Consider the following 13,930-nt stretch of genomic DNA (forward strand, 5'->3'; position numbering starts at 1 on the left):
CGCCCTTAATACAGGTTATGTTCGGGTTTCCCCGCAAACATGAGAGCACCCTCAATCGCATCAAACTGAGGTTCGACAATCCAGCTTTGAACAGGAGGGGAGAGCCACGCTTTAATTCGCTGCGCAATACTTCCCATTAGACAGATTCGCGTTGCACCCTTGCGATTAAGCGCAATGAGAAACATCTCTACATCGGCGGCTGTCTGCTTCAATATGCTGATTCCTAGCGAATCGCCTTGGTAGGCGTGTTCAAAAATTGCAGGTGAGAATTGACCGTAATCTCTAGGTAGAGCGCCTTTTGACCATTCAACGATTTGATCGATATCTTGATTGAAGTGATTCAGGACATGCTCTGCTAGCGGTGTTTTTTCGACGATGCCATCGGTTGCAAGCAGGACTTGTTGAATAAGACGTAAGCCCATGACAGCGCCACCGCCTTGATCGGAAATCGGAAATTCTCGGCCGCCCACAACATGTTGCTCGCCTTGTGCGAGGTAGATACCACATGATCCCGTGCCAGCGATCATAATGGCACCTTCATCGCCGTTGTGTGCACCAACACATGCACCGTAAGCATCGGTATTTAATACTAATGAAGCGAATGGATGATTGAGGGCCATAAAGGCTTGCCAAGCTGATTTTTGTTCTGCGCCTGCTAAGGCTAAACCCACGTGCATACGACCAAAGTGAGATTCATCTAACCCGCCTTGTTTTGCCGCTTGAGTAATTGCATCGACAATAGATGTCATTGCAACGTCAATCCCCAGTAGAATATTGGCGCTGCCACTTTTGGCTTCACCAATACAGTTTCCTTTTTCATCTCGAATTCGAGCTCGGCAAGAGGTGCCTCCGCCATCAATACCAACATAGTAAAGTGTCATCTATTTTTTCTCCTGTTGGCTGAAATGGTTGTACTGGGCGATGATGGCCAACAAGTACCAAGCGCCATGAGGAATCCACTGTTCGCCCCAGCGCCAGTTTTGCAGCATGTCGTCTTTCTGTCCTGGAGGGTTGAATGCGATATCTTCTTCATCCTCAAAGCCGCTAGTAATACCGTTGCAAACTCCACCCTTGGCGTTAAAGAAACCATATTGTGGTAAGTAGTCTGGGTTATTGTGGCCGTGTCCATCCAGCATGCACATGTGATAAGGGTTTAGACCGAGCACCCAGTTGATAGAATCTTGTGAGAAACGAAGCAATTGTTGGCGTGTCTGGATGTCATCGATGTAAGGTAATGCAAACAGGGCCATGGTAGAGAGTGAACCTAAACGAGCGTTTTCGCCTTGCCACCAATAGCCCGTCTCGTTGTTGTGAGCGACAAAGAAAGCGTCTCGTTTCGACTCGTTGACCCCTTTGACATATTGGCGCGGATAGCCAAATGGATTTGCCGTTAAATGAGTAATGTTTAGTTCAAATTGAATACTTTGCGAGATGGTTGTTTGAACCTGTTGTTTAAGCGCACTATCGGTTTCAACTGCGAGGTAAGCGCAAAGAGCAATAACAGGCAGTCCTGCTTCTGCCGCATGGTAGTAAGGTCGAGATCCATCTTGATTGGCAGACCAGTAGTGGGCGAAGTTTTCATCTGACTGTTGACGCAGCTGAAGTTTCGCTGCCCAGTCTCGACATTCAGTTAGGTACTCTGACTTGTTCGTTGTTTTGTAAAGTTCTACAGCGGCGAGCAGCGCGCAGTATTCATCGATGATGTTTTCTTCACCATCGTTGAGGTATTGAAGGTTAAACTCACGTAAGTGCCAGTAGCCTTTTTCGGCTGCTGTAAGGTAGTCTTGTGTCGCAAACTCGCCACTTTCTTCTAAACGAGCGGCAGCCGCCAGCGCTGCGATAGATGCACCACCACCTTGTCTAAATGCCGCTTGGTAATCTTCAGATTTGTGTCCTTCCTGAGTGGCATACGCGCAAATCTCGCGTTGTTTGATGTCTTTTGACCATTTATCAAACACCGTCATGTAGAAGAAACCTTGTTCATTTTGCATTCGTACAAGAAAGTCAGCGCCAAATAGGGCTTCTTCCATCATTCGTACTTTGGTGAATAGGGCTACGTTCTCATCATGAGCAACCAATTCGAGGCCTTTGAGTAAATTCCAAACAACGATAGGAGTCTGCTGAGGGTTCAGGTAATTGGCATAAGATAAATGGCTCAGGTATTTACTGACATCGCCTGATGCGTCGTACCAACCTCCGTGGACGTCTACATGGGTGTCGCTACCAAGAAGTGGAATGGTGTGATCTTGCTTGTCAAAACGCCCACCACAACGTTGGGACTTAAAGTAGTGCAGAACATCCGATAGCGTGGTGTCGAAAAGAACGCCTGTCTCAATTTTAAAGATCTCAGAACGGAGATTATCGACACGCAGGTAGTAGCGTCCTGCCTGAGTAAACTGGGAGAAATCAATGCGAAAAAAATTCCCTTGGTGCCAACGAGCAACCTGCGTTCCGTTCTCAATGCTAAAGTTAGCAACTGTTTGATGGCTGTCAGCACACACCAATAGCGCAGTGGTAGTCGATAGGCGCGGCTTTCTGGTCATCAGTACAGCTTGCTTTGGACCAAGGGCTTCATAACCAATATGGTTAGTAAGTAGCAGCATTAAAATCTCCGAGTGGTGAATGAGTTATTATGATGTTATCGAGCCAAGACCTTTCGGGCTTGGCTCGTGGTCTTTAGTTTTCGTATAAGTAACAGCGAACAAAGTGGTTGTCTGATAGCTGAGTGACTTCAGGTAATTTCTCTTTACACTTGTCTGTCGCATGTTGGCATCGACCAGCAAATGGACAACCAAGGGATTGCGGAGTCCAGAGTGGAATCTCGCCTTTGTTGCCTTTCAATTTCTCGTGAATTGATTTGCTTGGATCGGGTACCGCAGAAACCAATAGCTGTGTATAAGGATGCTGTGGATCGTGGATGATCTCTTCGGTGTCACCCCATTCCACCATATGTCCAACATACATAACCGCTAGGTCTTCGGCGATGTAGCGTGCCGTCGCAATATCATGAGTGATGTAGAGTAGAGACATCTCTTTCTCAAACTTCATCTCTTCCATTAGGTTAAGTACACCCGCACGAATCGACACATCAAGCATTGAGGTAGGCTCATCGGCCAACACAACTTCTGCACCTACCGCAATGTTGCGAGCTAAGTTGACGCGCTGACGTTGACCACCAGAAAGCTGATGAGGGAACTTTTGCGCTGTCTCTTTTGGCGGAATAAGACCCACTTGCTCGAGTAAGTCATAGACACGCTCTTCCTGCTCCTTTTTGTTGCGAGGATCGACTTTTTTGTGGATCAGCAACGGACGCAAGATATGGTGGAAGATGTTATGTGTTGGGTTTAATGAGCCAAACGGGTCTTGCCATACCATCTGGACACCTTCGCGGTACGCCATTAGGTCTGAGCGAGAGTCAATCGTTTGGATGTCACGACCCTTGTACTCAATAATGCCGTCAGTGGGTGCGTACATTTTCGCGATCATTTTGGCTGTCGTGGATTTGCCAGAGCCTGACTCGCCAACGACGGATAGACCGCGGCTTTTGTACATTTTGAATGACACATCGTTAATCGCACGCATCATTGGTTGGTTTAAGGAGTTACTGTTGATAGGAAAATCCTTAACTAGGTTTTTTCCTTCCACTAGTAGCTGGCCAAATTCTTTGCTCATAATTGTCTCCAGTAATCTTTTTAATTATTTCTCAGTGAGTTGCTAGAGCTTAGTCTGAGCAATAGGGTCACCGTAAAGATGACAATTAGAGAAACGATTTGGCTCAATCTGTCTAAGTTGAGTAGGAACGCGTGTACATGCTTCATGGACGCGGTCACAACGTGCTTGGAATCGGCAACCTTGAGGGACTTCTAATAAGTTCAAAGGGTTACCTGGGATACCGGTCAACTTCGTTTTAGGGCCAGTTAATGGAGGGAAAGAACTACCCAACCCTTTCGTGTAAGGGTGGTAAGGGCTTTCCAATATCTCTTTTGATGGGGCAACTTCAATCAGTTCGCCTGAGTACATGATGCCGATACGATCAGAGAACTCGACCATCAAAGAAATATCGTGCGTAATAAACAAGATAGAGAAACCAAACTCTTCTTTAAGCGCATAGATTTTTTGCAGGATTTCGCGTTGAACAACCACATCCAGAGCCGTGGTTGGTTCATCCATAATGATCATCTTAGGGTTCAGTGCGAGCGCAATTGCGATCACTAAACGCTGGCGCATACCACCAGAGAACTGGTGTGGGTAATCATTTAGACGGCTCGGATGAATGTCTACGATCTCCAGCAGACCTTCTGCACGTTTTAGTGCTTGTTCGCGGGTCATGTTCGTGTGACGCATGATTACGTCACAGAACTGATCTGCCATTGTAAGTACTGGGTTTAATGCATTCATGGCACTTTGGAATACCATCGACATTTCACTCCAGCGGAACGCTTGCATGCGTTCATCGCTGTATTTGAGGATATCTTCACCATTGAAGATAACCTCACCACCAGTGATAAACGCGGGCGGCTTATGAAGACGCATCAGTGAGAAGGCAACGGTTGATTTACCACAGCCAGACTCACCAGCTAGGCCAAACACTTCACCAGGGGCGATATCAAAGCTGACATTGTTACAAGCTCGTACATCGCCAGCATCAGTAATGTAATCCACGCAAAGGTTGCGGATAGAAATAAGTGGTGCAGTCATAATTATTTATCTCCGCTCCAAAGTGCATTTTGAGGTGGTAGGTCTGGCGTACGTTCTTTCTTGTCTTGTGCAGCTAGCTTCTTCCAACGCTTCATACCTTTGTGTGAACGAAGTTGCGGGTTAGCAATTTCATCAACTGCGAAGTTAAGCAGAGCTAGACCAGTTACAAGAACAGTAAGAGCCAAACATGGAGCAAGTACTTCCCACCAAGCGCCGATTAGCATTGCTGACGATGTTTGTACGTTGTACAGCATGATGCCCCAGCTGATGGTACTTGGGTCACCAAGACCTAAGAATGAGATAATGGATTCCATACCAATTGCGTACATAACAGAGCCGATGAAGCTTGCACCAACGATAGGGATAAGGTTTGGCAGAATCTCAACAAAGATGATACGGAAAGACGATTCGCCCAACACTTCTGCTGCTTTAACAAACTCTTTCTCTCGTAAGGCGAGAGTTTGCGAGCGTATTACCCTCGCTCCCCATGCCCAGGAGGTACAGCCGATGATAATGGCAATGGTCAGTGGCCCTGCCTCACCGATAAAGGCTGCGAGAACAAATAGGAGTGGGTACTGAGGGATAACCAGCATGATGTTCATTGCTGCAGTGAGCACATCGTCAACACGGCCGCCGAAATAACCTGCTGAAATACCGATTACCGTGGCTAGGAAACAAACCGTAATACCTGCGCCGAAGCCAACACCTAGAGAAATACGCGCGCCGTGAACAAGTTGCGACCAAATATCGCGACCCATACGGCTAGTACCCAAAACATGGTCTGCTTTTTTAGACATGATCATGGTACGACGGTCTGTCGCTAGATTTTGTGCGACCCAACCATCAGGGTTCGCTTGTGTTGATTTGACAACAAAGCCTGGGTATTCATGTGGATTACCTGTTCTCTTATCTGGAGCATGCTTTGAAAGCACTGGCGCAAAAATGGCCATCAGTAAGAAAAGAGAAACAATTATTAGACCGATACGAGCGTAGGCATTGCTTAGAATTAGCTGAAATAGTTGTTTCATAATTATTTACCTCCCTTGCGCAGGCGAGGGTCTAGAACGACATAAGCCATATCTGCAATTAAGTTAAATGACAGCATGAACAGCGTCATAATGATTAATTGGCCTTGAAGCACCTGGTAGTCACGAGCATGTATCGCGTTCAGTAGTACGGTACCTAAACCTGGGTAGTTGAAGATAATTTCAACGATAAGTTGACCACCAATTGCCATACCTAGCGACATAGAAAGTGCAGTGACACTTGGAAGCAGTGCGTTGCGTGCTGCGTAGTTGAAGACTACGCGGTTTTCACTAAGGCCCTTACCTTTTGCCATCGTGATGTAGTCTTCAGCGAGAAGGTTGATCATGTTGTTACGCATGTTAACCAAGAAGCCACCAATCTGAACGATAGACGCACAGAACAAAGGAAGAACGGCGTGGTAAGCGACATCTTTAATAAATGCCCAACTTGTCCAATCTGGCACTGTACCTGCGGTGTATGCATAACCGGTCGGGAACCATTTCAAGCCAATTGCAAAAATGAATAGCGCTAGCATTGCAATAACAACTTGAGGAACTGCCTGAATAATCAGCATGCCCGGTGTAACAAATGCATCGTATTTGCTACCACGTTTCCATGCAGCGAAGATACCTAGGATAGAGCCTAACGAGAATGAAAGAATTACCGCTGTACCAGCTAGGAATAGTGACCAACCAAAGGCACCACCAAGCAGTTTGTTTACTGAAAGCGGGTAAAACTGAATTGACGTACCTAGCTCCCAGCTAAGCACATTTTTCATGTAGGCAATGTACTGAACGAAAAGGCCGCCATCGACAAAACCTAGAAGTTCTTTCATTGCAGCAATACGTTCTGGTGTTACTTGAACTGAAGCGTTCGCAAACATCATGGTGACTGGGTCACCTGGCATTGCTCGAGGAATAATAAAGTTTAATGTCGCAGCAACTAATAATGCGACCAAATAGAACGACAAACGTCTTAAAAAATAACCCATAACTCACACCTTACTCACCCAGATTTTCCCTGTTTCTGGTTTCAGGTCGCTCTAGCGAAAACAAATTTTAGAGCGAACAATCCCCTGACGACTGGCGCCATTTGACAAACTTATGAAAGAGTGGGGGATTTTGCGGCATACGGAATGTATGCCGCATAGTTAGAACAACTACTTATTTAACTGGTTTTAGGTCCAGTACGTGTAGTAGACGCTCTGGGATACCAGCCCAAATGTTTGGACGGCCTTTTGGATTTTCTTCGTTCCACCAACCAGTGAATCGAGTTGTATTGTATTGGTACATGTAAGCACCAGACATTACAGGGATTGTCACTTGGTCAGAAGCAATGATTTGCTGGATGCCGTGAGCGATATCTAGCTGCTCTTGCTTGTCAGCTGTCTTGTAGAAGCTGTTTAGAAGACCATCTAGCTTATCGTTCTTGTAGAAGTGCATCGCGAAACGAGGCATACCATCACCAGACTGAAGTGCTGAGTTGTATGCACTGTTCCAGTAAGTGTGTGGATCTGCACCGTGGAAGTAGTTTGTGTAAGCTACGTCGTACGTACCTTCAAGCATTGCTTGGTTGTACACAGAGAAGTCTGGAGTACGAGCTTTTGCTTTGATGCCTACTTCTGCAAGTTGCTCAACTGCAAGTTGAACCGTGTTGTTGAAGTCTGTCCAGCCGTTTGGCGATTGGATTAGAAGCTCGAATGACTTACCTGATGGAGTGTCAACGAAGCCGTCTTTGTTGACGTCTTTGAAGCCAGCTTTCTTAAGTAGCTCTTTAGCACCCTCAGCGTTGTATGTGTTGAAGCCTTTGTACTTGTTGTGAGTTTTTTCATCAGACCAAGTTTCGAATGCGTAACCTAGACCTGAAGCGAAGTCATTCACTGTACCGCCACCGTAGAACGCGATGTCGATGATAGTTTGACGGTCAAGAGCCATAGAGAACGCGCGACGGAAGTCTACGTTAGTTAGCGCTTCGTTCTTCGCTGCATCTGGGTTCTTAAAGTTAACAACGAACGCTTGAGTACCTGCTGGCGGGTACCAGTACTGGTGGTTAGGGCTAGCTGCTGCGTAAGTACGGTCGATGTCAGGAATGAATGATGAAGTCCAGTCCATTTCACCGTTAACAACTTTACCTAGGAATTGGTCGTTGTTCGCGATTTGTGGAACGCGTAGACAGTCAACATCTAGGTTGTCTGCATCCCAGTAGTTCGGGTTTGCACACTGGATGTAAAGTTGTGCTGTAAATGTGTCGATCTCTGTGAAAGGACCAGAACCTACAGGGTTTTCGTTAGTGAATGATGCAGGATCTTTGATGTCTTTCCATACGTGCTCAGGTACTACAGGTACTTTTGCAATTTCGTAAGGAACATTAGAGTTCGCTTCAGTCAGACGGAATTTAACTTGGTAGTCGTTTACTTTTTCTACGCCAGTTACCCAAGAGTTGATACCACTTTGGTCAAGTTCCGGTTTTTCCTTAACAAGGTTGAAAGAGAATACTACGTCATTTGCATCAAACGTTTGACCATCAGACCATTTCACGCCTTTACGAATATCGAAAGTTACGCTCATTAGGTCATCAGACATCTTGAAGTTTTCAGCAAGACGGAATACAGGCGTGTTACCGTGCATTTCGTTGAAAACAACAAGCGGCTCGTAGATGAAGTCCGTTGTAGTGTGTAGGTTCGTTGCACCCAAGAATGGGTTAAAGTTACGAACGAAGGTTGTAAACTCTTTAGGGTGTACAGTCAGTTCGCTGCGCTCAGCTGCAGTCGCTACTGAAGCGAATCCAGTTGTTGCTGTTGCAATAATTGCTGTTGCTAGTGCTGTTTTTTTAATGTTGGCAAGCATAGCTGTTCCTTACTATTTGCTTTCATTTCACTTATGGAATGGAATGTCATCAATTGATAAACACTCTCTAAGGCCTACCTCTACTTTGGATTGCAATCCGGAGGAGACGCACAATCTTTAGAGTGGCCTGTAGGCCTTAGGCACAGTAAGAAAACACTTTAACGTCAATTTTCGCAATTGGATTTCCCGTTAAAAACGTAAAAAGTGCCATGTTTCTCGTCAATAACGTTAATAGCGCTCAAACTAGAAGCATCTTGTGCAAATTTTGTTGCGTGATCTGACTCGCAGTGACTTTCCGTATAGCATTTGTATGTTAGTGCTTACTTAGGTTTTGGTCTTTGTAATTTATGGCTGTTCTACGAAGTGTGGCGATGTGAGATCTTAATCACTTATGGTTTGTAGTGTTAATTAATTGGATTAAATAAAATCTGCCGTATTGTTGTGACTGGCTTCTCAATATAGATTGTTTTTACGTCAATTGGGCTTTGAACGCGATAATTTTTATAGGAAACATAAAATAATCAGCATCAAAATCGCAGAGAACCTGGCTTGTTTTACGGGGCGTAAAAAGAGAGTCTGTGTGTAGAGGTAACGGCTACTAGCAACAAAAAAGCCTGCTAAGTGCAGGCTTTAATCTTATGTGTATCGCTAGGTTAACTTGTCAGTAAGTGTTGTAGCTTATTGCGCAGCCCTTCAATATGAGCGCGTTGTGGGCTTTGTTCGTTGCAGTGCTCCAGAATGTAATCTAGAGAGCTCAATACCGTTCTCCATCGAGGGGTTTTAGGTAGGGTTTCGATACGCAAGTATTTATCAAGCGTTCGGGTTTGAAGCGTGCTCCGGTCAAGATAAACGCGCCACAAACCGCTCTTCTCTGCAAAGGCAAACTTGGTTTCTCCTGTAACGCTTTCCCAGTACTCCAGTGCGTTAGTCATTGCATCGACCAATATTTCACGCATCACCTCTTGTTTGGGTTTGCTGTCTGAAGATACTTTATCCGCAAGACGAGTGAACTCGCCACCGAGCTCTTTGAGCTCTTGCAGCTTGGCTTTGTCCCCATCGAAAGCATAGCTTGATAGGGCTTCAATCGCCGTTTCAAGATTATTGATTCGACTGGCATTGATGCTTCCACCGACATTGAATATATAAATGGAGCGCAGCCCAGAGCCTTCTGGCAGTTTGAGAATGTCTGTAGAAAGGTGCTGTCTAACATCTTCAACATACACGTCTATGGTTCCACAGTAGTGATCCTGAGTGATATTGAGGAATTTCGGTGCGATAAGCTCTTCGGCCGATGAACGCTTAAGTTGCTCCGTCGAACGCTTGAACAGTTTTGAAGCTGCCTCGTTGGCAAAACGTATTTTGTTGTCCTCTCGAACACAAATAATGGCTTCAGGCGCGGTTTCAAGCTGTTCGAGAAGTCGTCCTTGCGTTTCAAGCAGACTCGCTTCGACTAAAGCACGCTGCTTGAGTTCTAGTTGTAACTGTTGATTCTCAATCCTGCGCTGTTCGGCTTTACTCGCGGTTAGGTGCGCGCGAATACGAGCGGCTAGCTCCTGTTTATTGAACGGCTTAGACAAATAGTCGTTCGCGCCCGCCTCGAAGCCACGTAGACGGTCGTCGGCTTGATTTAGCGCGGTTAGCATAATGACAGGCAGCTGTGCGTGATCGTAATCTTGGCGGAGTTTCTCACATACTTGATAGCCACTCATGCCTGGCATCATAATATCGAGTAATACCAGCTCCGGCTTCTCTGCTTCCAGTTTTTCGAAGGCTTCTAAACCATCTTTGGCTGTTTGAACACGGTAACCTTCTAATCTGAGGAAACTATCCAAGACCCGTAAGTTGACAGGTTCATCGTCGACAACCAGTAATAGTGGTCCATCAGGGTTCACTGGCACGTTGGTTACCTCGGCAAGTTCAATATCTGTGCTTTCTGGTGCTTGGAAATGTGGGCTGTCGAATTGACTCGCTGAAGCAATTTGTTCTTCTGTTGCTATCGGAAGCGTAAAGCTAAACGTGGTTCCAACCATTGGTTGACTGCTGACATACAAAGAGCCTTTCATTAGCTCAATGAGTTGTCGGCTAATCGACAATCCTAGGCCAGCTCCTTGTCTGTAGCGACTGGCATCGTTGCCTGCTTGAATCAGCGGTTCAAAGATGTGGTCGAGTTGGTCTGCAGGAATACCCTGGCCAGTATCGACGACTTGAACGCGAATGTTGTTGTCAACCACAGTTGCAGAAATAACAATTTTCCCTTCTGTAGTGTATTTGATCGCGTTGCCAATCAGGTTGTATAGGACTTGCTCAAGACGCTGAGGGTCTGCACTCACCCAAACCGGTTCTTCTGGCACTTGATTGATAATGCGCAGTGGCTTGTTGCCCAGCAGATGAGAAGAGAGCTCAAGTACCAAGTGGGTTGAGCCAGATAAATCGACCGCGCTGGTTTCGATATCTAAGTTGCCATAACGCATTTTATGGTAGTCGAGTAAGTCATCGACGAGGGTCGCCAAGCGTTGTCCGCTGCTGATGATGATATCGAGTTGGTACTTGTGATCGGCGGTAATAGGGCCATTAGCGCCTGAAATGAGTGCTTCAGCGATCCCCACCATACCGTGCAGTGGTGTACGCAGCTCATGAGAGGTCGTCGCGAGAAACTCATCTTTCAGTTTGTTGGCTAACTGCAACTCATCATTCTGTTTTTGGATAAGCTGTAAGTTGCTCTCTAGTTCTTCATTTTGCTGTTTGATCAATTGAATTTTTTCACGAATAGAACGTTGCATCCGTTCAAAGCTTACAGCCAAACGTCCAATTTCATCCTTTCTTTCCATGTTGATCATGTCTGCATCCATGTCTCCAGCTGAGACTTTTTCTGCAGCCCACGTCAATTTTAACAATGGGGAAGTAATAAAGTTGGATAGGTAGTGAGACGCCATGACCACGAGTACAATCGCAATCAGCATGGCGGCAACAAACAGTTTTTCGAGTTGGTGAACGCGCGCGAAGGCGACACTTTCTGGTACTTCAACAACCAACGCCCAATCAATGCCTTTTAGCGATACTGGGCTGTATGCCGCGATGGTTTCTTCGCCGGCAGTGTTGGTATAAGTCCCGACGTTGGTCAAACCGTTCAGCGCGAGAGTGACAACTTCGTTACTTAATTCGATATCTTCTTTTTGATAAGCCAATGTTCGTGACTGGTAATCAGGTCCCACCAATAACGTCTTCATTGAGGCAATATTGTTGGTGTCTGAAATCAGTTTGGTGATGCCATTGTTAGGCAAGCGGAACATCGCGTAGCTGTGCAAATATCCTTGCTGAATAATCGGTGCTCCCAACCAAGCAACCGACTTTCCTTGTTCTTGAGTGAAGTCGGAAATCAATACTGGGGTGAAGTCTTCATTCGCTTTGCGTTTTTCTGTAACCAAATCACGCAACTTCTTAAATGATTGACCTAAGTTGGCATCCTTGTAGCGCCCAGTAAGTAGGTTAGTACCGAAATTGTCATATTTGAAGATTGAATAGGTGACATTACCATCTCTATCGACCAACAGAATATCGTCAAAATCGGAGCGCTTCAAAAGCTCTAGATACGCCCAGTGGTAGCGTTTGTGCAGTAGACGATAACGTTCTGTTCCGTTGAAAATGTTTGATTGAGGCAGGATAGACGTTTTGATTTGATCGCCAGATCCTTGAATGTAACGCTTTTGTGCATATTCGCGCGCACTTTCAATATCTAGCCCCAAGCTTTGGAAGGCATTGACTAAGCCGTAAAAACGTCCGCCACTGGCATACGCGAGCTCGGAGCGGACAAAGCCCATCACCTCGGATTCTTTAGCATACAGGTAATCCACCACTTGTTGCTGCTTGCTATCGCGCACAGAGACAAGGTGCGACGTGCTCTGCTCTTGTAGGTCGGTGGTGTGAGATTGTAAGAAAAAGATAGCTGTAATAGTCAGCGGCGTAATGCTTAGCGCAAGAAACGCGAACATCAGCGTATTCTGAAGACGCTTGAATCTTTGTTTGCGATACAACTTAAACATGATGAAAATAGACTTTCCGTGGCAATGCGGCTCTCAAGCAGAGAAGGGTCTAGGTGTGCAGGGACCATGCTGCCTGAAGAGCAAAGTGAAAAACGTTGATTCCTAATCTGACAAAATTAACGAGTTTTTTTACTTTGACAAGTAAGTCGCATTTAAAGCGTGGAGAAAGGCGCAAATTTATCGGTAATTATTTATAAAAGCCCCAGTTATGGTCGAGTAACTGGGGCTTAGAGACTATTTTTGGGCGTGGTAAATGGTGAACTTGTTGGTCTTATTTAGCGTCTCGCAATTACCATACGCTTGTTCAATAATGGGCGGGTATTTCAAGAAACTGTTGGCAACGATAAAGAGCTCACCTTGTTTCGTTTGTTGTTTAGGCGCTGTGGCGAGTAAGGTTTCGGTTGCACTGTAGCTAGTGTCCAGACCTGCATGAAAGGGCGGATTACTAACGATAAACTGATAGTCATCGCTGGTATCTGAATACACGTCCGAGGCAAACACCTTACCTGATAGTTGGTTTGCCGCTAAGGTCGCTTTACTCGACTCAACCGCGAGCGCGCTGATGTCACACATTTCGAGCTCGATCTCTGGGTTAAGTGTCGCCATTACTGATCCAATCACACCGGCGCCACAACCGAAATCTAGCACTTTTCCTGTCAATGCTGGCAAAGTATCCAAGAGCAACTGACTGCCCACATCAAACTGGCCATGACTGAATACACCAGGTAGGCTTTTTATGGTTAAGTTGTGCGCTTTGTAGCTGACTTGGTAGCTCTTGAACCAGTCAGACATCGCAAAGGGTTTGACCTGTTCAGTGCATTTTCCCCAATAGAATGAGCATCGACGCGCGGAATCAAACTTGGTTATCGGCCCATAAGGCTTAAACATCTTTTCAATGCTTTTTATTCCAGAGCGGTTTTCTCCGACTACGACGATTTCTGTATCAGTGCCAAGTTTAGCCATCAGCATTGCGAGTAGGTAATCTGCTTCTGCTTTTGCTTTTGGCCAATAAAGCAGCACCATGTCGGCTTGAGTCTCTTGAGTAAACTCTGCACCAAATACACGAGTAATATGATCGTATGATTTGAGCTGGCGGTAGTAACCATAGTTGGTGGTGAACACACTCACGGATTCACAATGTTTGGCCAGTTCGACAGGAAACAGATCTTCGGCTTCGCCAGCGACAAGCACGTGCTTTCCTGCAAAGTAAGCAAGTTGGCGCTCTGCGATTTGACTCGGTGCGATATAAGCAGACATAGAGGGACTCTACCAAGAATTAAAGACGGGGGATTTTCGCATAATCCCCCGTTGATACCAACT

General features: G+C 45.9%; 9 protein-coding genes. All 9 read right to left on the minus strand.

Features of this window, described 5'->3' with window-relative positions; translation table 11 throughout:
• Window positions 1-5: 5 nt before the first annotated feature.
• Window positions 6-881 (minus strand): glucosamine kinase nucleotide-binding domain-containing protein, encoded by an 876-nt coding sequence (locus U9J37_RS14040; RefSeq protein WP_043887194.1) that lies wholly within the window; start codon window positions 879-881, stop codon window positions 6-8.
• The gene (locus tag U9J37_RS14045; protein ID WP_005474335.1) at window positions 882-2,603 is read right to left on the minus strand and encodes a glycoside hydrolase family 9 protein; all 1,722 of its coding nucleotides are present in this window, start codon (window positions 2,601-2,603) and stop codon (window positions 882-884) included. It lies immediately after the preceding gene.
• Window positions 2,604-2,676: 73 nt separating this feature from the next.
• Window positions 2,677-3,672, minus strand: a complete 996-nt coding sequence (locus tag U9J37_RS14050; RefSeq protein WP_005474333.1) for an ABC transporter ATP-binding protein — start codon at window positions 3,670-3,672, stop codon at window positions 2,677-2,679.
• 42 nt (window positions 3,673-3,714) lie between these two features.
• Entirely contained in the window at window positions 3,715-4,698 is a 984-nt protein-coding gene (locus U9J37_RS14055; protein WP_005474318.1) for an ABC transporter ATP-binding protein, read from the minus strand.
• 2 nt (window positions 4,699-4,700) lie between these two features.
• A complete protein-coding gene (locus tag U9J37_RS14060) occupies window positions 4,701-5,726 on the minus strand; it encodes an ABC transporter permease (RefSeq protein ID WP_005474254.1) in 1,026 nt (341 codons plus the stop codon).
• A gap of 2 nt (window positions 5,727-5,728) precedes the next feature.
• The gene (locus tag U9J37_RS14065; RefSeq protein WP_005474325.1) at window positions 5,729-6,715 is read right to left on the minus strand and encodes an ABC transporter permease; all 987 of its coding nucleotides are present in this window, start codon (window positions 6,713-6,715) and stop codon (window positions 5,729-5,731) included.
• A 172-nt stretch (window positions 6,716-6,887) separates the two neighbouring features.
• A complete protein-coding gene (locus U9J37_RS14070; protein ID WP_005474245.1) occupies window positions 6,888-8,570 on the minus strand; it encodes an ABC transporter substrate-binding protein in 1,683 nt (560 codons plus the stop codon).
• A gap of 653 nt (window positions 8,571-9,223) precedes the next feature.
• On the minus strand, window positions 9,224-12,610 hold the full coding sequence (locus U9J37_RS14075) for a response regulator (protein ID WP_043887193.1): 3,387 nt from the start codon (window positions 12,608-12,610) through the stop codon (window positions 9,224-9,226).
• Between the two features lie 234 nt (window positions 12,611-12,844).
• Window positions 12,845-13,867 carry a 16S rRNA (guanine(1207)-N(2))-methyltransferase RsmC gene (gene rsmC / locus U9J37_RS14080; protein WP_005474252.1) on the minus strand — a complete coding sequence of 341 codons (1,023 nt, stop codon included), beginning with the start codon at window positions 13,865-13,867 and terminating at the stop codon, window positions 12,845-12,847.
• Between the last annotated feature and the right edge of the window lie 63 nt (window positions 13,868-13,930).

The sequence above is a fragment of the Vibrio sp. 16 genome (genome assembly GCF_963681195.1).
Taxonomy (GTDB): domain Bacteria; phylum Pseudomonadota; class Gammaproteobacteria; order Enterobacterales; family Vibrionaceae; genus Vibrio; species Vibrio sinaloensis_D.

Coding starts and splice junctions, on each gene's coding strand:
- U9J37_RS14040 (WP_043887194.1), bottom strand. CDS start 881: ATGACACTTTACTATGTTGGTATTGATGGCGGAGGCACCTCTTGCCGA.
- U9J37_RS14045 (WP_005474335.1), bottom strand. CDS start 2,603: ATGCTGCTACTTACTAACCATATTGGTTATGAAGCCCTTGGTCCAAAG.
- U9J37_RS14050 (WP_005474333.1), bottom strand. CDS start 3,672: ATGAGCAAAGAATTTGGCCAGCTACTAGTGGAAGGAAAAAACCTAGTT.
- U9J37_RS14055 (WP_005474318.1), bottom strand. CDS start 4,698: ATGACTGCACCACTTATTTCTATCCGCAACCTTTGCGTGGATTACATT.
- U9J37_RS14060 (WP_005474254.1), bottom strand. CDS start 5,726: ATGAAACAACTATTTCAGCTAATTCTAAGCAATGCCTACGCTCGTATC.
- U9J37_RS14065 (WP_005474325.1), bottom strand. CDS start 6,715: ATGGGTTATTTTTTAAGACGTTTGTCGTTCTATTTGGTCGCATTATTA.
- U9J37_RS14070 (WP_005474245.1), bottom strand. CDS start 8,570: ATGCTTGCCAACATTAAAAAAACAGCACTAGCAACAGCAATTATTGCA.
- U9J37_RS14075 (WP_043887193.1), bottom strand. CDS start 12,610: ATGTTTAAGTTGTATCGCAAACAAAGATTCAAGCGTCTTCAGAATACG.
- rsmC (WP_005474252.1), bottom strand. CDS start 13,867: ATGTCTGCTTATATCGCACCGAGTCAAATCGCAGAGCGCCAACTTGCT.